Origin of the sequence: Gilliamella sp. ESL0443 (genome assembly GCF_019469165.1) — a bacterium.
GTDB classification, from domain to species: domain Bacteria; phylum Pseudomonadota; class Gammaproteobacteria; order Enterobacterales; family Orbaceae; genus Gilliamella; species Gilliamella apicola_E.
On the sequence record NZ_CP048263.1, the window covers coordinates 399,389 to 419,623 of the forward strand.

Here is a 20,235-nt window from a genome sequence, read left to right on the forward strand (position 1 = left end):
GGTTAATTCCTTTTTATATTTTTGACACTCAAAAACAATCCAGCCGCAAAAAAGTTACAGATAACCATTGAGCCAACCATTAGCCATTCTGTTAAATTATTCGTAACAGTTGCTGTATTATGAGTTGAAACGAGTGTTGAAAGTAAGACTCCGATAGCGCCAGCGACGGCAAAGCGGATGGTGCCTGCAAGCGAGGAGGCTGTGCCTGCTATATGAGAATAATAATCGAGTATTACAGCCATGCAATTACCACCTATGGTTGAAATACAACCGATATAACCAGCAATACATGCCACTAAAAAGACAAAACCTAAGTCAAATATACTCACTGTAGCCATACCTATGGCTGTAATAAATTGGAGGAGTAAGCCTAACTGAATCATCTTAATAGAACCAACCCGTTTTACAATACGGCTATTGAGTGTATTCATTGAAACCATGACCATAACATTAATAGCAAAGTAATAGCCGAAATTGGTTGATGCAACACCATGTAAGTTCATATAGACAAATGGTCCTAAACTTAGAAATGAAAATAATCCGGCTCCGGAAAATGCACCAATCATCATGTAAGTAAACACTTGTCTGTGTCTAAATAGGGCAATGAAGTTGCTTAAAATTCGAATTATACTGAATTTATCACGTTTGGATTTGGCTAATGTCTCAGGGATATTGATTGTTACTAATGCAAAACAAATAATCGCCATTAAGCAAAGTGCATAGAAGTTAGCTTGCCAATCAAACCAATAAAGAATAAAACCACCAATAATCGGTGCGAGTAATGGGGCAACATTCGATATCAATGTTACAAAAGACATCATTTTAGAAAAATCATCACGATCGCGATAGATATCTTTCATTAGTGCATTAATAACAATAGTGGTTGCTGATGCTGCTATTCCATGAAAAAATCGGGCTGTGATTAACTGATTTATATTAGCAGCAAGACCACAACATAATGCTGCAATTATGAAAATAATTAGTCCAGCAGTTAAAACTTTTCTTCGTCCGTAACTATCGGTGAGTGGACCAAACAAAAGCTGACCTAATGAAAATCCTAATAAATAGAAACTGATTGTCAACTGCACAGTTGAATCGGCGACATTAAATTTGTTCGCAATAGTTGGCATACTTGGTAAATACATATCAATAGATAATGGCATTAACATTGAAATGAAACCAAGAATAAAGATAAGTGCTTGTTTAGAAACTTTAATTTCTACTTGTGGTTCTTGTGTTTGCACGTTGTCATTCCTTTGGATACAAAGTTACTAAGTTTTAACAATAAAACCTAGTAAAAGAAAACATTAGTTAAGAATCAAACGGCTAATTAAACGAATTGATCTCATCTTGAGTAAGAGGGCGGTATTCGCCCTCAGGTATATCAAGAATAATATTGCCAATCTGTTTACGATGCAACTGGGTGACATGGTTATTTACAGCTGCAAACATTCGTTTCACTTGGTGATATCGGCCTTCACTTATTGTAAGTTCTGCATGGTAATCATCAAGGATAACTAATTTAGCTGGTTGAGTAAGTGTTTTTTCACTTTTTAGCTGAATACCTTGTTTAAATATCTCAATAAGATCATTATTAAGAGGTTGCTCAACGGTTACTTGATAAACTTTTTCACAATGATGTTTAGGAGAAGTAATGCGATGTGACCACTTACCATCATCGGTTAATAAAACTAGCCCAGTGGTGTCTAAATCCAGTCGACCTGCTGAATGCAGCTTTTCAGACATAGGTTCATCAATAAAATAGAGGATAGTTGGGTGATCAGGATCATCAGTAGAACAAACATAACCTTGTGGTTTATTGAGCATGAAGTAACGATTTTCGGTAATAGGTATAATTTCGAAACCATCATATTCTACAATTTGATCATCTGAGATATGGTAAGCACCTGATTTTACAACAGCTCCATTAACAGTTACCTTTTGGGCTTTCAGTTCTTTATTGACTATTGTTCGGCTTACCCCTAGATGGTGAGCTAGAAATTTATCCAGTCGCATTTTCAAATACTATTCCTATAAACATGGTGTGTAAATATCAAAACGATGATTTTTAGTTTTAATTTCCGCCGTTGGTTTTTGATTGGCTAAAAATGGTGCATAATCAGGTCGTTTAACCACAACGCGTTTTTTAGCTAATCGTCTTGCGGGTTCAAGTAGGCTTTCTGCATCGAGATCGTTACCAACTAATTGTTGAAAAATGCGCATCTCTTTTTTCACTAATGCACTTTTTTGTCGATGCGGAAACATCGGATCAAGATAAACAACGTCAGGTTTTTCTTGATGTGAATTGAGCCCAAGTAAACTTGAATTATAAATTAAATGTAACAGTTTTTGTAATTGCTGACCAATGATTGGATCTTGATAAGCACGATTAAGCCCATCTTCTAACAAGGCAGCAACTACAGGATGTCGCTCAAACATAGTAACATGGCAACCAATGGAAGCTAATACGAATGCATCTCGTCCTAATCCAGCTGTTGCATCAATAATAGTGGGTAAATAATTACCTTTAACGCCAACAGCTTTAGCTATCGCTTCACCACGACCACCACCAAATTGACGACGATGAGCCATCGCACCAGACACAAAATTAACCGCGATTGCGCCTAATTTAGGTTCATCAGTTTTTTGTAACTCAAGTTGATTGTTTTGATTAACGAGAGTAAATGGAAGATCAGGATGCTCGAATAGCCACTGCTCAGCTAAGTTTTTGAGCTGAGCAGTGTTAACTTTAGTGGATACCATAGTGACGAAGTAATGCCTCAAGTTGCGGTTCACGACCACGGAAATTTTTGAATAATGTCATTGGTTCATCACTGCCACCTTGAGATAATATATTATCCAGGAAAGCATTACCTGTATTTGCATTGAAGATACCTTCTTCTTCAAAGCGAGAAAACGCATCAGCAGATAAAACTTCAGCCCATAGATAACTGTAATAACCCGCGGCATAACCTCCTGCAAAAATATGACTAAATGCATGAGGGAATCGTCCCCAATCTACGGTTGGTACTACTGCAACTTGTTCTCTGACTTGTTTTAAAGTTTCTAAAATATCAGGTGTTTTTTCGCTATGTAATTTAAAATCAAATAAACCAAATTCTAACTGACGCAGAATAAATAATGCAGCTTGGAAGTTTTTGCTATCAAGCATTTTTTCTAGCATTTCTTGAGGTAATGGTTCGCCAGTTTGATAATGACCTGAAATAAATTCTAAAGCTTCAGGCTGCCAGCACCAATTTTCTAAGAATTGACTCGGTAATTCAACGGCATCCCATGGAACACCATTAATACCAGCCACTGATGACACATCAATTTCAGTTAACATATGATGTAGTCCATGACCAAATTCATGGAATAATGTGGTTACCTCATTATGAGTAAATAATGCTGGTTTATCACCGATTGGTCGATTGAAATTACAAGTTAAATAGGCAACAGGTTTTTGGATATGGCCATCAGCAAAACGCATTTTACCAATACAATCATCCATCCAAGCACCACCGCGTTTATGTTCACGAGCATATAAATCAAGATAAAAGCTACCTTTTAATTCACCATTGGCATTATATAAATCGTAAAATTTTACCTCAGGTGCCCAAACTTCAACATCATGACGCTGTTTTGCAGTAATGCCAAAAATACGACGAACGACTTCAAATAATCCACTAATAACTCGATCCTCTGGAAAATATGGACGAAGCTCTTCATCATTGATGGTATAAAGATGTTGCTTTTGTTTTTCGCTGTAATAAGCGATATCCCATGGTTTGATATCACTTGCACCAAAATATTCATAAGCATATCTTTTAAGTTCGGTTAATTCTTTTTCACCTTGTGGTTTAGCTTTGGTTGCTAAATCGGTTAAAAATGCGGTAACTTGCGTTACAGTTTCAGCCATTTTAGTTGCTAATGACTTATCGGCATATGTGTCAAAACCAAGTAACTGAGCAAGTTCAGCTCGAAGCGATATAATTTGTTTAATGATTTCTGTATTATCCCACTTACCGGCATTAGGTCCTTGGTCAGACGCTCGAGTATTGTATGCTTGATAGAGTTCAAATCGTAAATCTCGATTATCGCAATAAGTCATTACCGGTAAATAACTTGGAATATCGAGCGTTAATAACCAACCATCTTGCTCTTTTGCCTTAGCTTGCTCTTTAGCTGCGGCTAAGGCACTTTCAGGCATTCCGGATAAATCTTCAATATTCGTGATTAATTTTGACCAGCCCATAGTGGCATCTAATACATTATTACTATATTGAGATGATAATTCTGAAAGTTTGGCAACAATTTCACCATAACGTTTTTGCTCATCATCCGCCAATCCAATACCCGATAATTCAAAATCCCGCAATGCATTGTTGATTACTTTTTTTTGTGCTTTGCTTAAATTTTCGAAGTGTTTGCTATCTTTAAGTTGTTTATAGGCATTATATAGTGGTTTATGTTGTCCTACCCAAGTACTGTATTGAGATAGCAAAGGTAAGCAAGCTTCATATGCTTCACGTAGTTCTGGGCTGTTTTTCACTGAATTAAGATGACTAACCGGTGACCATGCTCGGCTAAATTTTTCATCCATTTCATCAATGGGTTGAACAAGATTATCCCAAGTGTATTCACTATTTTGTTCAAGCACAGATTCAATCGTTTTACGACAATTGTTTAATGTCTCTTTAATCGCTGGTAAAACATGCTCAGGTTTGATTTGTGAAAATAGGGGTAATGATGAATTACTTAATAGTGGGTTAGTCATTCTGGAATACCTTATGCAATGATTATGTTTATTTATAAAACATGTGGCTAAAAAAACTTTATTCAAGTTTTTATGTTCATGGAGGGTAATTATAAACCCATTAATTTTCGCTCACGTTGCCATTCAGTCGGTGTATAGGTTTTGATTGATAATGCATGGATTCGATTATCATTAATAAATTCCGCTAATGGTGCATAAATAGCTTGTTGTTTTTTTACACGACTTAATTCAGCAAACATTTCACCAACGGCAATAACTTGAAAATGGCTGCCGTCGTTTGTCAGTACATGCACATCGTCGAGGTTAAGTGAATTTTTTAATTTAGCTATAATTTCTTGTTTATCCATTATTTAAACTCAGTATTAACTATTTTATAAAAAAAAGTTGAGGAACGGGGTTTTTAAGCTCTCAAATTGCATCAATTTTAATGATTAATCACTGTTTGCAAATCATAAAGCTCAATTAGTGTTTGTAATTGTGGGCTGATCCCAATCAATTTTACATTATATTGATTACAAAAATAGACAAGTGTCGCGAGTCCAGAAGAGTCAACCCGTGTTACTCTAGATACATCAATATGGCTTACATTGCTTAATAGTGTATCTTGAGCAATCCATAAATCATTTAAAGAGTGAAAATCAAGTTCACCGATTAAATTAAGTGCATTTTGTTGTTTTTCTGCTTGGATTCGCGACATAATGAACTAACCTTTTTGTTTAGCGTTTGGATCAATTTTGCGATTGGATAGATCATTTAATTGTTTGGTTAATGCATCTATTCCATTTTGGCGAAGAATAGCTGCCCATTCGTTTTGTTTAGTTGTAACCATGCTTACTCCTTCAGCTGTTAAGTCATAAGCTTTCCATTCACCTGTTACTGTATTTTTTCGCCATTGGAAATCGATACGAATAGGTTGTTGATTTTTATCTGGCTGATTTAAAAGCACGCGAATTGAAATAAGTGATTTGTTAGTTAAATCTTTTGGTGCTTCAACTTGGTAAGTTTGACCGTTGTACATAGAAAGTGCTTGAGCAAAAGCTTGAACTAAATAGTTTTCAAAAGCTTTGAAATAAGCTGTTCGTTGTGCGTCAGTTGCTGATTTATAAGCATCACCTAAAATTAATGCGCCTGCATATTTAACTTGGACATAAGGCAATAAATCCGCTCTTACAATATCTTTAAGTTTATTTGGATTTGACTTAATTGATGCTGATTGAGCTTTCATCGTACTAAATATTTTGTCAGCAGCAACTTGCATATCGTTATAAGGATCGTTTGCAAATGCTGAAGAACTTATTACTAATGCAAGTACTAAAAAAAGGGCTTGTTTAAATTTGGTTAACATAGTTACTCCTTACTATCATTGGTATCTTGTTTTTTATCTGATGATCCGCCTGTGCTATATAAAAATTGTCCAATCAAGTCTTCGATCACCATGGCTGGTTTTGTATTGTTAATGACATAACCATCTATAAGATAAGCTGGTTTATTATTACTATTACTCGTTGTTGTAGTGGTATCAGAATCTAATGAATCAAGCTCATGTTCAATGCTTTGATCTAATCCAAAATTGATATCAATAAATTGTTCACCTAATAGGCCAGAAGTTTTGATTGAAAGTGAGCTAGAACTTGGAATTCTATTGTATTGAGCATCTAAATCCATAGTGACATAAGGTTTATACGTTGCACCTTTTTCTGATTTAAGACTAATATTACTTACACGACCAATCACTACACCGCCAATTTTAATTGGTGATCTTACTTTTAATCCACCAATGTTATCAAATACTGCATAAACACGGTAGGAGTTATGACGAGCGAAAGACGTTGGATCGGTAACTCTAAAACATAAAAATAGTACTGAGCAAATAACCAGCACCATAAATAACCCTACTGTAATTTCAACTTTACGACTCATGTTTAATGACCTCAATTACTAAACATTAATGCGGTTAAAATAAAATCTAACCCCAAAATAACTAATGATGAATAGACAACGGTGTTCGTTGTTGCCCGACTGATTCCTTCTGATGTTGGCACACAATCATAGCCATTAAATAGAGCAATCCAAGTACTAGCGATTGCAAATGCAAAGCTTTTAACAAAACAATTGCCTAAATCGTGCCACCAATCGACATTACTTTGAATGGATGACCAAAAAAATCCTGCATCAATACCTTTCCAATCAACACCTACTAATACACCACCTAAAATGCCAACAGCGACAAAAATTGCTGTTAGAAACGGCATACAAAAAAATCCAGCCCAAAATCTTGGTGCGATAATTCGTCTTAATGGGTCGATTGCCATCATTTCCATGCTTGATAATTGTTCGGTGGCCTTCATTAGACCAATTTCAGCAGTTAACGCTGAGCCGGCACGGCCTGCAAATAGTAATCCTGCTACTACAGGCCCAAGTTCTCTCAACAGCGCAAGTGCGACTAGCATTCCTAAACTGGCTTCAGCACCAAAGGTGGTTAAAATAAAGTAACCTTGTAGTGCTAGTACCATTCCTATGAAAAGACCTGATACAATAATAATTGAAAGCGATTGTACACCGACAAAGTAAAATTGTTTAACAAGTAATGGGAATTGTTTGCCAAATTGAGGTTTACCGATAAGTGCACCAAATAGCATTACGCCTGAGCGACCTAGCATCGCGATAATATTGATTATTGATTGCCCAAGTTTTGCAATTAAGTTTAACATTAGTTTGCACCTCTACTTAGGTCTAATTTGTAATCATCCGCAGGATAATGAAATGGTACTGGGCCATCGGCTAATCCTTCAAGGAATTGTTTTACTCGTAAATCATCATTATTGCGTAATTCTTCAGATGTACCGCCAGCAATAATATGTTGTTCAGCAACAATATAGGCATAATCGGCAATACTTAATACTTCACTAACATCATGGCTAACAACAATACAGGTTAATCCAAGTGATTGGTTAATTTCAGATATAAGTTTGACAATTACGCCCATGGATATAGGATCTTGCCCAGCAAAAGGTTCATCAAACATGATTAAATCAGGATCGAGTGCTATTGCTCTGGCTAATGCTGCCCGCCGTGCCATTCCTCCAGATAGTTCTGAAGGCATCATGTTAGCTGCACCACGAAGTCCTACTGATTGTAATTTCATTAATACCAAATTATGTAAAATAGGTTTTGGTAAATTAAAATGTTCTCTTAATGGATAAGCAACATTATCAAATACTGATAAATCAGTAAATAGAGCCCCAGATTGGAATAACATACTCATTCTTTTACGGACTTCATATAACCTTGAACGAGTCATACTAGGTATATCTTCACCATCAAATAGGATTTGACCTGATTGTGGCTTAAGTTGCCCGCCAATCAGTCTTAATAGTGTAGTTTTACCTATTCCCGATGGCCCCATAATTGCGGTAACTTTGCCTTTGGGAACCGTCAAGTTCATATTTTTATAAATTGGACGAGTCCCACGATAAAAAGACATATCGTGTATTTCGACCAGATTTTGTTGTAATGTGTTGGTCACAATGAGTTCCTACACTACCATAATTAAATGTCGGTTATTTTACTTGATTATTACAAATAAACAAATGTATTAACCAAGTAGCTGATTTAGTGATGGTAATCATAAAATATGCTGAATTTATTTGTTCGTCATTTTATGCTAAAACTTTTTTAATATTTTAACTATATGAGAATATTGAATTATATTTATAGATTTTTTGTAGTAAATAATGGCGTTTTGAAATAAACGCCATTATAAAGTGTTGCAATAGGGTTTTATTATTTGGGATCATTCGTGTCTTGCCTTGCGTGCCAAATAATTACCAATGCTTTGTACAATTTGTATTGCAATAACTAAGATCACAACACAGATATAAATGACGGTATCATCAAAACGTTGATAACCTTGCGAATAGGCGACATCTCCAATCCCACCTGCGCCAATAGCCCCTGCCATTGCTGTTGCCCCAAGCAAACCAATTGTGGCGGTAGTGAAAGTTAAAATCAATGAACTAAATGCTTCTGGTAGCATAAAGTGCCAAATAATTTGTACTGGCGTTGCGCCCATCGATTCAGCTGCTTCAATAATACCACTTTTTACCTCTAATAATGAGTTTTCAACAAGCCGAGCAATATAAGGAGCAACATAAAAAGTTAAGGGCACAATTGCTGCTGTCGTACCGATTGATGTGCGAACTATAAAGTAAGTAAATGAATGAAGTGAAAAGAGTAAAATAATAAAAGGTAATGAGCGAACAAAATTAATAATTGGGTTGATAATCTGATAAACCCGTTTATTTTCGAGTAAACCGGATGGTCGAGTGGTGACTAAGCAGATTGCTAATGGAACACCGATTAGTGCGCCTAATATTAATGAAAAAACAACCATATATAATGTGTCTAATGATGCTTGTGCATATTGCTCAACGGTCACTCTGGTTAGAAAATTAGTATTTATATAATTGATAAAATCGTTGACTATTTCCATTAGTTGTTCTCCCAATGTTTGATTTCTGTAACGTTAACCCCATTTTCGCGAAGAAATTGCACTGATTGTTCGATATTATTATTACTTCCTTTTAATTGAACAAACATACTGCCTAATACCGTTTTTTCGATTTCAGACATATGGGCAAATAAAATATTCACTACTACTTTCTGCTGTAAGATCAATGCATTCATAACCGGCTCTGAGGCCGAACGACCTAAAAATTCAAGCTTAAACAACTTAATATTATGTTTATCACCCTCAATTTTTAGCAGATTTTCAACAACACCTTCAGGGATTTGGTCATTAATAACTGAACTAACAAATTTTTGTGTGGTTTTATGCGTTGGATGACCAAAGACATCAAGTACATTGCCATGTTCGATAATTTTACCTTTTTCCATAACTGCTACTTTGTGACATATTTGCTGTATTACATGCATTTCATGGGTAATTAGAACGACAGTTATTTTATATTTATCATTAATTTTTTTTATTAATTCCAAAATAGCTTGAGTAGTTTGTGGATCGAGTGCCGATGTGGCTTCATCACAAAGCAAAATATCGGGATCGTTCGCCAAGGCCCGAGCAATTCCAATACGTTGTTTTTGTCCACCTGATAGCTCTTTAGGATAGCTATTAGCTTTATCGCTTAATCCAACAAATTCGAGCAGTTCATGAACTTTCTGTTTAATTGTTTGTTTATCTTTTTTGATGAGAACTAGAGGGATCGCAACATTTTCATATACGGTTTTGGATTCAAGTAAATTGAAATGTTGAAAAATCATGCCTATTTTACGGCGAACTTGGCGTAATTGAGAGTTTGATAACTGATTCAATGGTTGGTTTTGAATAACAACATTGCCTTGAGTTGGTTTTTCAAGAAAGTTTATCAGACGAACTAGCGTACTTTTTCCTGCACCACTATAACCAATAATGCCGTAGATATCGCCTTTTTGGATAGTTAAGTTGATGTTTTGTAATGCTTGGGTGGTAACTCCATTTCGTTCGTATTGTTTCGATACATTTTCAAATTTTATCATTATGTGATACCTATCAATGTTGTGCTACTACAATTAATCCTTGCTTAGCGAGATTGGCTAAATAGTTGGCTGCTGGCATTATCATGTCAGTATTAACTAAAAATTTTGGATGATGTAAAGCATAAGGGCTTTGTGAACCAAGATTGATAAATGCGCCAGGTACATGATGCAAATAGTGGGCAAAATCTTCACCACCAAGTTGCGGTTGAAAATCAACAACTTCATAACCTTGTTGTTTGGCAATCTTTTGACAAAAATCGACCCACTTAGCAACATTTATGATTGATGGCGGGCCATCAAACCATCTCAACTCTGCTTTGGCTCCCATGCTAAGTGCAATATTTTCAACAATGCTTTTTAATTGTTGTTTGACTTTTAACCTTATATCAGGGGTTAGCGTTCTTACAGTGCCTTCCATCTCAACAATTTCAGGAATGACATTCCATGTGTTCCCTCCTAAGAATTTTGTAATGCTGACAACCACAGCATCAAGCCCACTTATTGTACGACTTGATATTGTTTGGATAGCACTAATAATTTGTGAACCAATAACAATTGGATCAATTCCTGACTCAGGTCTTGCCGCATGGGCTCCAACCCCTTTTATTGTGATTTCAATTCGGTCAACGTTTGCTGAAAAGGGGCCTGCTCGAGAAGCCATTTGGTTAATGGTTAAATTAGGATTATTGTGCATTCCTAAAATAACATCAACGCCATTAAGCGCACCAATTTCTATGAAATGTAATGCACCACTAAAATTTTCTTCAGCGGGTTGAAAAAGTAATCGAATCGTTCCTTTCAAATGCTCTTCATTGGCTTTCAATAAGTAAGCTGCTCCCATTAAAACAGAAGTATGCAGATCATGACCGCAAGCATGCATTACTCCTTTTTGGGTTGAACGGTATTGGCAATCTGATTGTTCAAAAATGGGTAGGGCGTCAATATCGGCTCTTAAGGCTAAGACTGGTGAGCCTGAACCAATTTCAGCAATAACACCAGTTTTTGCGCCTAGCTCTAATATGCGAATATTCGCTTTTTCTAAGTAATACCTTAATTTTTTGGTTGTTTCAAACTCCTGATTTGAAAGCTCTGGATTTTGATGTAAGTCGAGAAAAAGCTGCTCGATAATAGGTGCAATAGCTTTTGTCATGGTAAGTCCAATTGATAAAAATATTGATATTTTTACAGTAGCACAGCTGATATTTTGGATCTAATAATCGTTTTTTATAACTTATTCCAAAAAGTTATAAGATAGAATTACATGGAATAAATGAATTATTTTTTATGTGTTAGAGTAGTTTTAAAATTTACACTTCACTGAGGATAGTTCAAATGAAAATGAGGTTCATCAAGCAAAAATTAGTTAATAATGTTGTGGTGTTAGCTTTATTTAGTTCTCTTTTTTTTATTACAGCATGTGATAACTCATCATCGAAAACCGATAATCAAACTAAAAAAGAGATCAGTATGGGCGTTTCACCAGGACCGTACAATGATCTGTTTAATGATGCGGTTAAACCAATACTAGAATCAGAAGGCTATAAAGTTAAGTTAGTTAATTTTCCACATTTATTAGAATCAGATGTGGCATTAAGTGAAGGCAGTATTGATTTAACGGTAGCTCAACATACTGCATATATGGATGTGTTTAATAGTCAACGCAAAGCTCATTTAAAACCAGTGGTGCATGTACCTTCGGTTCCAGCTGCAATATTTTCGAATAAGTATACGTCGATAAAAAATGTTTTTCCGGGTGCTAAAATTGGTATTCCTCAAGATGCATCAAATGCAGCACGTTCTTACAACTTGTTGGAAAAAGCTGGTTGGATTAAGTTAAAACCAAATAGTAATCCAATTATTGTCGGCAAAAATGATATTGCCGAAAATATTGCGGGTGTTGATATTGTTGAAATGGATTCTGCCAATATTCCAAGAGTTTTAAATGAGTTAGATTTCGCCGTCATTCCAGGCAGTATCGTTTATTCCGCTAATATTGACTCGAAAAAAGCACTTTTGTCTGAAACAATTATTCCTGATTTAGAAATTATGGTTGTAGTTAATGAAGGGAATGAAAATAGTCAATGGGCAAAAGATATAAAGCGTATTTACCAATCACAACAATTTAAAGATTACATGCAAACACATAATCAAAATGGTTATTGGGTTATGCCACAAGAATAGTGATCATTTAGCCCATTTAAATGCGGGCTTTTTAATATTTAGGCATACTGGTATCAACAGTTCTAGCCCAAGCGTCAATGCCACCAGTTAGATTGTAGAGAAAATCACAATCAAATCCATTTTCAACCAAGTAACTTGCAACGTTAAGACTCCTTACACCATGATGGCAATAAATAATAACATCAATTTCATCTGGGATTTTATCTAAATAAAGTGGTATGAGATTCATAGGAATATGTATTGCTCCTGCTATTGCACAAATTTCTACTTCATTAGGTTCGCGTACATCAAGTAAAAAAAGCGGTACGTTATTATCGATCTGTTGTTTTAGTTGTAAAGGTGTTATTTCTTTTATAATTGACATTATTCAAACTCATTCTATCTAAAAAAAGTTGAGGAACGGGGTTTTTGAACGCAATTTTATGTGTTTTTTATTAAAAATCCCATCTTGCTAACGAGTAACAAGATGGGATTTTATTATGCAGCTAAAGCCTTACTAATTTTTTCGTAAAGATCTTTAGATAAATTATTCAACTTCAATAAACTTTCTAAAGCGAATCTCATTTTTTTCTGACGATCTTTATTATAACGTTTTAGACGGATAAGTGGATCAATGAGTCTTGATGCCACTTGTGGATTTTTTTGGTTTAACTCTGTTAATATTTCTACTAAGAAATGATAACCACTACTGTCTTCTGCATGGAAAGCGACAGGATTATTATTTACAAAAGCACCAATTAGGCTTCTAATCCGATTTGGATTATTCAGTGAAAATGAGCGGTGATTGAGTAGTTTTTTTACTGTTGATAATACATTTTGCTCAGGGCTTGTTGCATTCAAGGCTAACCATTTATCCATAACCAAACCATCTTGATGCCATTTATTATCAAAATCGACAAGTAAAGTATGACGGCAATCAAGCTGTGCTTTTACCGCTGCGGTAAGTGCAGCTAATGAATCTGTCATATTATTCGCTTGTTCATATTGTTTTTTGACTAAGGCATCTACTTGTGGTTTATCATTAGCATATGCCAATAATGACAAACAGCAGTTTTTCAGCATACGTTTGCCGATATCTGAATGTTCAATATGATATTGAGCTGTTTGATTATGATGATAGACCGCTGTTAACTCATCATAAAGTTCATTAGCAAACACACCTAATAAGAATTGGCGTACTTGATAAATAGCAATCGGATCAACAACATCAAACAGATTTGCTAATTCATTCTCTGAAGGTAATGTTAATATTTGTGCAATAAGTGCAGGCTCAACAGAATCTGATAATAGTATTCCTCTAAAAGCATCCAAAACAAGTTCAGAGAAAGTCATAGGTAAATTATGTTGATAATTACTGACATTTAAACGGACGTATTTTGCTAATAACATTTGCGCAGCATCGTAACGACTAAAAGCATTACTAGCATGTTGCATCAAGAATATAAGATCACCATCTTGGTAATCGTAATTGAGTTTTACCGGTGCTGAAAAATCACGCAATAAAGATATAATTGGTCTTTCATTAATATTATCAAATACAAATTGTTGTTTTGCTTGTGTTATATTTAATACATGATGTATAGATTTGTTTTGATATTGCAATCCAATCACTTCGCCATCATGTTGATAAAGTTCAATATCTAATGGAATATGTAGTGCTTGTTTTTGGCTTTGATCTTGCGTTGCTGGCGTATGTTGCTCAACAGTTAGGGTATATTGATGATTTTGTGGATCGTAACTGTCAGTTACTGTTAAAACTGGTGTGCCCGATTGGCTGTACCATAATTTGAATTGTGTTAAGTCAATGCCTGATGCATCTTGCATAGCTGCAACAAAATCATCACAGGTTGCAGCACTTCCATCATGTCGTTTGAAATAGAGTTTCATCCCTGCTTGAAAGTTTTCTTCACCTAATAATGTGTGCATCATACGTATAACTTCTGCACCTTTTTCATATACGGTAACAGTATAGAAATTATTCATTTCAATTACTTGTTCAGGGCGAATAGGATGAGACATAGGGCTGGCATCTTCAGCAAATTGTACGGTTCGTAGTAGTTTGACATCATTAATACGTTTTACTGATCTAAGTCCTTGGTCAGAAGTAAATTCTTGATCTCTAAATACAGTTAGCCCTTCTTTTAAACTGAGTTGGAACCAGTCTCGACAAGTAACGCGATTACCAGTCCAATTATGAAAGTATTCATGACCAATTACGGATTCAATTCCGATATAATCGTCATCTGTCGCGGTTTCAGGTTTAGCCAAGACATATTTAGAATTGAAAATATTTAGTCCTTTATTTTCCATTGCGCCCATATTGAAGAAATCAACAGCCACAATCATGAAAATATCTAAGTCATATTCTAAATCGAAACGATTTTCATCCCAGCGCATGGCATTTTTTAAACTAGTCATAGCCCATTGAGAACGCTCTAAATTCCCTTTATCTACATAAATTTCTAGATCAATTTTTCGATTAGAACGGGTTATAAAGTGATCTTTTAATATATCAAAATCACCAGCTACTAATGCAAATAAATAGGCTGGTTTAGGAAATGGATCTTGCCATTGAACCCAATGTCTACCGTCGGCTAGTTCGCCTTGTGAAATGCGGTTTCCATTAGATAATAGAAAAGGATATTGTTTTTTATTGGCAGTAATTCGAGTTGAAAAACGAGCTAATACATCTGGTCTATCAAGGTAGTAAGTGATATGACGGAAACCTTCTGCTTCACATTGTGTACAAAGTGCATCACCTGAAACATATAGTCCTTCAAGTGCGGTATTATCAATTGGTTTGATTTCGTTGACGATGGTTAAAGTAAATTCAGATGGAACATTTTTGATGATTAATCCGGTTTTTGTGATTTGATAATCACTCCAAGGTTGCTCATCAATATTTATTGAAACTAATTTAAGTTCTTCACCGTCTAAAATTAAATCGTCAGCTTGAGGATTTTTATTAATAACATGACTACGAGCGATAACTGTAGTTGTTTCTGCAGCTAAATCAAAATCGAGGTCAATATCAGTAATCGTGAAGTCGGGTGTTTTATAGTCATGACGAAATTTAGCAATTGGTTGGATATCAGTTGTACTCATTTTTCTTTGCCTTCTAAAGTGATACGCTGATCATGTATTTGAATTCATCAAAATAGGTCTTAATTACTTTCACTTTCATTTATTAATCAGATAAAAGTAAATGAATTATCAATATTAATCATTTTGGAATAGATATGGATTAATTTATCAAAATATCTTTATTGGCTATTATAGCGTATTAAAAATAATCTTATTAGATAATTAATCTATATCTTAATTATTATTCTGCTATAATCTCCAGAATTTTCTTGAAAGAACTGATAATAGATAGACATGTTACCCGCAATAATTACATCAATATTAGATACTGATGCTTATAAATTGCATATGCAGCAAGCTGTTTTTCATCATTATCCTGATGTGACTGTGAATGCACAGTTCCGGTGTCGTAGTGATGATTTACTAGGTCAGTATGCTGATGAAATTGCTCATCAAGTTAAATTAATGGAGTCTCTAGCTCTTACTGAAGATGAGTTCGCCTATTTGTCGCATATTTCTTTTTTTAAAGCAGATTATTTAAATTGGCTAAAAAATTGGCATTTTAATAGTCAATTGTTAACGATTAAAAATGAAGATGGTCAGCTAGTTATTCAAATTGAAGGTAAATGGGTTGATGTGATTTTGTGGGAAGTACCATTGCTTGCAGTAATTAGTGAGATTGTTCATAAAGATCGTTCTCCTAATATTGGTGTTGATCAAGCACTGGTAAGACTTAAAGATAAATTAGCAATATTTGATACTAATGATATTGATATATCTGGTTTTAATTTGATGGATTTTGGCACACGAAGACGTTACTCTTTTGCTGTACAAGAAGCCGTTGTTAGTTATTTGCAAAACCATTTTACCAATTTTAATAGTACTAGTAATTATTTATTGGCATATCGTTTAGGATTGACACCGGTTGGTACTCAAGCACATGAATGGTTTCAAGCTCATCAGCGTTTAAGTACCAATTTACAAGACTGCCAGAAGACGGCACTACAAGTTTGGTTAGATGAGTATCCACATGATTTGGGTGTTGCATTAACTGATTGTATTACGATGGATGCATTTTTACGGGATTTTGATTATTATTTAGCCTCTCATTATCAAGGATTACGCCATGATTCAGGCGATCCGATAGAGTGGGGCGAAAAAGCGATTCGTCATTATCAGCAATTAGGAATTGATCCTAAAACAAAATTACTGGTTTTTTCTGATAGCCTAAACTTTGATAAAGCGCTTAAAATCTATCAATACTTCAATAACCGAGTAAAATTATCTTTTGGTATAGGCGGTTTTTTAGCTTGTGACATTCCGTCTACAGAGTTTAATACCAAGTCCTTGAATATTGTGTTAAAACTCACTGAATGTAATAATCAACCTGTGGCTAAATTATCAGATAGTCCTGGAAAAACGATTTCGAAAGATTTGGCCTTTATTGACGAATTGAAAAGAACGTTCAAAGTCAATCATTAATAATAAAAGTAGATTATTAATGCTAAAAATTAAATAAGTAATATATCATTAACCGGTATTATTAATCATAAAGAAAATTTTTTATGGTTAGTCATTTTAAATTTATATTGCTTTTAATAATATTAACTATATAGATAATAAAATAGAGATGGATAATTAAAATGAATTCAGTTGCTCCTATTGTTGACGTGTTACAAGGCAAAATTGCTGTTGGTAGCACTATTTCTGTTCAGGGCTGGGTACGAACGCGCCGTGATTCGAAAGCCGGTATTTCATTTCTGGCTGTTTATGATGGCTCATGCTTTGATCCTATTCAAGCTGTTATAGAAAAAGAACTACCAAATTATGAACAGGATATTTTACGTTTAACTGCTGGCTGTTCAGTAAAAGTAACAGGAAAAGTAGTTGAATCTCCTGGTCAAGGTCAAAAATATGAGTTGCAAGCAACGAATGTTGAAGTTTATGGTTTTGTTGATGATCCTGAAACTTATCCTATGGCCGCTAAACGTCACTCAATTGAATATCTTCGTGAAGTTGCCCATTTACGAGCTAGAACCAATATTGTTGGAGCAATCACTCGTGTGCGACATACATTAGCCCAAGCAATTCACCAATTTTTTGATGAACGTGGATTCTTCTGGTTATCAACACCAATTATCACTGCATCAGATACTGAAGGTGCGGGGGAAATGTTTCGAGTTTCAACTCTTGATATGTTAAATCTACCTAAAACAGATAATGGTAAAATTGACTTTGATAAAGACTTTTTTGGTAAAGAAGCCTTTTTAACCGTTTCGGGTCAACTCAATGCAGAAACTTATGCTTGTGCACTTTCTAAAGTTTATACTTTTGGTCCAACATTTAGAGCTGAAAATTCAAACACTACTCGTCATTTAGCCGAATTTTGGATGATGGAGCCGGAAGTTGCTTTTGCTGATCTTAACGATAATGCCAAACTAGCCGAAGATATGTTGAAATATGTTTTCAAGACGGTACTAGAGAAACGTGCTGATGATATGCAGTTTTTTGCTCAACATATTGATAAAGAAGCAATCAATCGTTTAGAAAACTTTATTAATGCTGATTTTGCTCAAGTTGATTACACCGATGCCATTTCTATTTTACAAAATTGTGATGCAAAATTTGAAAATCCTGTCAGTTGGGGAATTGATTTAGCCTCAGAACATGAACGGTATTTGGCTGAACAACATTTTAAAGCGCCTGTTGTTGTTAAAAATTATCCTAAGGATATAAAAGCATTCTATATGCGTATGAATGATGATGGTAAAACTGTTGCAGCAATGGATGTATTAGCGCCAGGAATCGGCGAGATCATTGGTGGTTCGCAACGTGAAGAACGCTTAGATATGTTAGATAAACGTATGGATGAGTTAGGTCTTAAAAAAGAAGACTACTGGTGGTATCGTGATTTGCGTCGTTATGGAACTGTACCACATTCAGGTTTTGGACTTGGTTTTGAACGCTTGATAGTTTATGTCACTGGTGTACAAAATGTTCGTGATGTGATCCCATTTCCAAGAACACCGCGTAATGCAAATTTCTAAAATTTGCTCAAATTATCAACTGACTTTTTGTCAGTTGATATAAAAATTAATATAAATAAAATACAAAAATTGTATAAAAATTAATCAAACGGATGCAATTTTAAGCTTAGACACGAAATTTTAGGAAAAGTTCACTTGATTTTAATAAATTTTTATACATAATTTACAGTACTGTGAAAATTGAGATAAAAATAATAGTTATAAACATTAGTTAAAAACATTATTTTTGGATGAATAATCATTGTAACAAAATTGACACAACCCAAAAGACGTGTCTTTTAAGAAAAATAACCATGAGGGTAAGAAATGAAACGTAATCTATTAGCAATCGCTATCCCTGCTCTTTTAGTAGCAACAGGTGCAAATGCTTCTATCGAAGTATGGAATAAAGATGGTAACAAAGTAGACTTTTACGGACGAGTAAAAGCAGCTAACAACATCACTGACCGTGGACAAAAAGATGAAGGAGATGATACTTCAGCTCGTTTAGGTATGTCTGGTCAAACACAAATCACTGACGGCATCACTGGTTATGGTCGTTGGGAATATGAAGCTAAAGCAGGAAAAAATTCTGACAATGAAGTGCGTTATGCATTCGCTGGTTTAAACTTTGGTGATTTTGGTTCATTCGATTATGGTCGTAATGACGGTGTGTTAAAAGCAATCACTGCATATACTGACGTATTACCACAATTTGGTGGTGATGCAGCAAACAACAAATGGCATGTATTAACTGAACGTACAAAAGCTGTTGCTACTTACCGTAATAATAACTTCTTTGGTTTAACTGATGACTTGAGCTTTGCATTACAATATGCTGATAATGGTGATGCAACTAAAGAGTATCGTTTAACAAATAGTCATTTAGATAAGTACAATAAACAATCAAAAGAAGCTTGGGGTGCAAATGCACAATGGCGTATTTTTGATACTGGTTTAACTCTTGGTGGTGGTTATGCACAAGATGCTGGTAGTGATAATCGTCATAGCACTTGGGCAACAGGTATCAAATATGACAACTATAACCTATATTTAGGTGCTAACTACTTCCAAAGTAAACACAAAAATGGTGTTGCTACCCATGGTGAAGTAGCTGGTGATGATGTTTTTGTAAGAAATACTGATTTCAAAGTTAGAGGTTTTGAATTAGTAGCTCAATATGGTATTGATCTTGAGGTTGGTCGTTTAACTCCGTCAATTGCTTACGTTCAACACAAAGTTAAATCTTCTGATTATAACAATTTCCACAGATATGGTTATATTTGGAAATACAAAGGATTTAATTCACCAGAAGTTAAGTATGTATCTGTAGGTGCAACTTATGATCTAAATAAAAACTTTAGTGCAATTGTTGAATACAAATTTAACTTACTTGATCGTAAAGATATCGGTGCAGCAAGTAATACCGAAACTCAACGTGGTAAACATGCGAACAAACCAGGTACTAAAGACGTGTTAGGTGTTGGTTTAATTTACCAATTCTAATCTCTTAATATCCTTAAATATCTTAAAAAGGCACTTAAGTGCCTTTTTTTTCGTCTATTAAGTGTTAAACCATACAAAAAAACATTTTATGCTTAAAAAAAATTAATTTTAAGTCATAAAATAGTC

19 protein-coding genes are annotated in these 20,235 nt (G+C 34.8%); 4 read left to right on the forward strand and 15 right to left on the reverse strand.

Annotation, left to right across the window (positions count from 1 at the left end; translation table 11 throughout):
- Positions 1–2 precede the first annotated feature (2 nt).
- The 13 genes from GYM76_RS01855 to GYM76_RS01915 all read right to left on the reverse strand — a co-directional run bounded on the left by GYM76_RS01855 (position 3) and on the right by GYM76_RS01915 (position 11,462).
- A complete protein-coding gene (locus GYM76_RS01855; protein ID WP_220225695.1) occupies positions 3–1,244 on the reverse strand; it encodes a Bcr/CflA family multidrug efflux MFS transporter in 1,242 nt (413 codons plus the stop codon).
- Between the two features lie 82 nt (positions 1,245–1,326).
- Positions 1,327–2,016 carry a 16S rRNA pseudouridine(516) synthase RsuA gene (rsuA, locus tag GYM76_RS01860; protein ID WP_220225696.1) on the reverse strand — a complete coding sequence of 230 codons (690 nt, stop codon included), beginning with the start codon at positions 2,014–2,016 and terminating at the stop codon, positions 1,327–1,329.
- Positions 2,017–2,031: 15 nt separating this feature from the next.
- Complete coding sequence (locus GYM76_RS01865) at positions 2,032–2,763, reverse strand: class I SAM-dependent methyltransferase (RefSeq protein WP_220225697.1); 732 nt, start codon at positions 2,761–2,763, stop codon at positions 2,032–2,034.
- Positions 2,750–4,777 (reverse strand): oligopeptidase A, encoded by a 2,028-nt coding sequence (gene prlC, locus GYM76_RS01870; RefSeq protein ID WP_220225698.1) that lies wholly within the window; start codon positions 4,775–4,777, stop codon positions 2,750–2,752. The genes GYM76_RS01865 and prlC overlap by 14 nt, the downstream gene beginning before the upstream one ends.
- Before the next feature lie 89 nt (positions 4,778–4,866).
- Positions 4,867–5,124 carry a BolA family protein gene (locus tag GYM76_RS01875; protein WP_220225699.1) on the reverse strand — a complete coding sequence of 86 codons (258 nt, stop codon included), beginning with the start codon at positions 5,122–5,124 and terminating at the stop codon, positions 4,867–4,869.
- Positions 5,125–5,201: 77 nt separating this feature from the next.
- Positions 5,202–5,474 (reverse strand): STAS domain-containing protein, encoded by a 273-nt coding sequence (locus GYM76_RS01880; RefSeq protein WP_220225700.1) that lies wholly within the window; start codon positions 5,472–5,474, stop codon positions 5,202–5,204.
- A 6-nt stretch (positions 5,475–5,480) separates the two neighbouring features.
- Positions 5,481–6,122 (reverse strand): phospholipid-binding protein MlaC, encoded by a 642-nt coding sequence (gene mlaC / locus GYM76_RS01885; RefSeq protein WP_065563614.1) that lies wholly within the window; start codon positions 6,120–6,122, stop codon positions 5,481–5,483.
- Between the two features lie 2 nt (positions 6,123–6,124).
- Positions 6,125–6,697, reverse strand: a complete 573-nt coding sequence (mlaD, locus tag GYM76_RS01890; protein ID WP_065563613.1) for an outer membrane lipid asymmetry maintenance protein MlaD — start codon at positions 6,695–6,697, stop codon at positions 6,125–6,127.
- Between the two features lie 11 nt (positions 6,698–6,708).
- Positions 6,709–7,488 carry a lipid asymmetry maintenance ABC transporter permease subunit MlaE gene (gene mlaE, locus GYM76_RS01895; protein ID WP_220225701.1) on the reverse strand — a complete coding sequence of 260 codons (780 nt, stop codon included), beginning with the start codon at positions 7,486–7,488 and terminating at the stop codon, positions 6,709–6,711.
- Positions 7,488–8,306 carry a phospholipid ABC transporter ATP-binding protein MlaF gene (mlaF, locus tag GYM76_RS01900; protein ID WP_081299570.1) on the reverse strand — a complete coding sequence of 273 codons (819 nt, stop codon included), beginning with the start codon at positions 8,304–8,306 and terminating at the stop codon, positions 7,488–7,490. The genes mlaE and mlaF overlap by 1 nt, the downstream gene beginning before the upstream one ends.
- 264 nt (positions 8,307–8,570) lie before the next feature.
- Positions 8,571–9,170 (reverse strand): methionine ABC transporter permease, encoded by a 600-nt coding sequence (locus GYM76_RS01905; protein ID WP_370632596.1) that lies wholly within the window; start codon positions 9,168–9,170, stop codon positions 8,571–8,573.
- 98 nt (positions 9,171–9,268) lie between these two features.
- Positions 9,269–10,312 (reverse strand): methionine ABC transporter ATP-binding protein, encoded by a 1,044-nt coding sequence (locus GYM76_RS01910; protein ID WP_220225703.1) that lies wholly within the window; start codon positions 10,310–10,312, stop codon positions 9,269–9,271.
- A gap of 13 nt (positions 10,313–10,325) precedes the next feature.
- Entirely contained in the window at positions 10,326–11,462 is a 1,137-nt protein-coding gene (locus tag GYM76_RS01915; RefSeq protein WP_220225704.1) for an amidohydrolase, read from the reverse strand.
- Positions 11,463–11,644: 182 nt separating this feature from the next.
- Between GYM76_RS01915 and GYM76_RS01920 the strand changes: the two genes are divergently transcribed.
- A complete protein-coding gene (locus GYM76_RS01920; RefSeq protein ID WP_220225705.1) occupies positions 11,645–12,493 on the forward strand; it encodes a MetQ/NlpA family ABC transporter substrate-binding protein in 849 nt (282 codons plus the stop codon).
- 31 nt (positions 12,494–12,524) lie between these two features.
- On the opposite strand, the gene GYM76_RS01925 is transcribed toward GYM76_RS01920, so the two are convergent.
- Positions 12,525–12,857, reverse strand: coding sequence for a rhodanese-like domain-containing protein (locus GYM76_RS01925; protein ID WP_220225706.1), 333 nt, complete (start codon positions 12,855–12,857; stop codon positions 12,525–12,527).
- Positions 12,858–12,970: 113 nt separating this feature from the next.
- A complete protein-coding gene (pepN, locus tag GYM76_RS01930; RefSeq protein WP_220225707.1) occupies positions 12,971–15,598 on the reverse strand; it encodes an aminopeptidase N in 2,628 nt (875 codons plus the stop codon).
- A gap of 273 nt (positions 15,599–15,871) precedes the next feature.
- Between pepN and pncB the strand changes: the two genes are divergently transcribed.
- From pncB to GYM76_RS01945, 3 genes are all read left to right on the forward strand, one after another.
- On the forward strand, positions 15,872–17,059 hold the full coding sequence (gene pncB, locus GYM76_RS01935) for a nicotinate phosphoribosyltransferase (protein WP_220225708.1): 1,188 nt from the start codon (positions 15,872–15,874) through the stop codon (positions 17,057–17,059).
- A gap of 161 nt (positions 17,060–17,220) precedes the next feature.
- Entirely contained in the window at positions 17,221–18,624 is a 1,404-nt protein-coding gene (asnS, locus tag GYM76_RS01940) for an asparagine--tRNA ligase (RefSeq protein ID WP_220225709.1), read from the forward strand.
- Between the two features lie 306 nt (positions 18,625–18,930).
- Positions 18,931–20,109 (forward strand): porin, encoded by a 1,179-nt coding sequence (locus tag GYM76_RS01945; protein WP_220225710.1) that lies wholly within the window; start codon positions 18,931–18,933, stop codon positions 20,107–20,109.
- Positions 20,110–20,235 lie beyond the last annotated feature (126 nt).

Excerpts from the sequence above, each read along its gene's own strand:
- rsuA (WP_220225696.1), bottom strand. The coding sequence starts at position 2,016 with ATGCGACTGGATAAATTTCTAGCTCACCATCTAGGGGTAAGCCGAACA.
- GYM76_RS01865 (WP_220225697.1), bottom strand. The coding sequence starts at position 2,763 with ATGGTATCCACTAAAGTTAACACTGCTCAGCTCAAAAACTTAGCTGAG.
- prlC (WP_220225698.1), bottom strand. The coding sequence starts at position 4,777 with ATGACTAACCCACTATTAAGTAATTCATCATTACCCCTATTTTCACAA.
- GYM76_RS01875 (WP_220225699.1), bottom strand. The coding sequence starts at position 5,124 with ATGGATAAACAAGAAATTATAGCTAAATTAAAAAATTCACTTAACCTC.
- GYM76_RS01880 (WP_220225700.1), bottom strand. The coding sequence starts at position 5,474 with ATGTCGCGAATCCAAGCAGAAAAACAACAAAATGCACTTAATTTAATC.
- mlaC (WP_065563614.1), bottom strand. The coding sequence starts at position 6,122 with ATGTTAACCAAATTTAAACAAGCCCTTTTTTTAGTACTTGCATTAGTA.
- mlaD (WP_065563613.1), bottom strand. The coding sequence starts at position 6,697 with ATGAGTCGTAAAGTTGAAATTACAGTAGGGTTATTTATGGTGCTGGTT.
- mlaE (WP_220225701.1), bottom strand. The coding sequence starts at position 7,488 with ATGTTAAACTTAATTGCAAAACTTGGGCAATCAATAATCAATATTATC.
- GYM76_RS01905 (WP_370632596.1), bottom strand. The coding sequence starts at position 9,170 with ATGGTTGTTTTTTCATTAATATTAGGCGCACTAATCGGTGTTCCATTA.
- GYM76_RS01910 (WP_220225703.1), bottom strand. The coding sequence starts at position 10,312 with ATGATAAAATTTGAAAATGTATCGAAACAATACGAACGAAATGGAGTT.
- GYM76_RS01915 (WP_220225704.1), bottom strand. The coding sequence starts at position 11,462 with ATGACAAAAGCTATTGCACCTATTATCGAGCAGCTTTTTCTCGACTTA.
- GYM76_RS01920 (WP_220225705.1), top strand. The coding sequence starts at position 11,645 with ATGAAAATGAGGTTCATCAAGCAAAAATTAGTTAATAATGTTGTGGTG.
- GYM76_RS01925 (WP_220225706.1), bottom strand. The coding sequence starts at position 12,857 with ATGTCAATTATAAAAGAAATAACACCTTTACAACTAAAACAACAGATC.
- pepN (WP_220225707.1), bottom strand. The coding sequence starts at position 15,598 with ATGAGTACAACTGATATCCAACCAATTGCTAAATTTCGTCATGACTAT.
- pncB (WP_220225708.1), top strand. The coding sequence starts at position 15,872 with ATGTTACCCGCAATAATTACATCAATATTAGATACTGATGCTTATAAA.
- asnS (WP_220225709.1), top strand. The coding sequence starts at position 17,221 with ATGAATTCAGTTGCTCCTATTGTTGACGTGTTACAAGGCAAAATTGCT.
- GYM76_RS01945 (WP_220225710.1), top strand. The coding sequence starts at position 18,931 with ATGAAACGTAATCTATTAGCAATCGCTATCCCTGCTCTTTTAGTAGCA.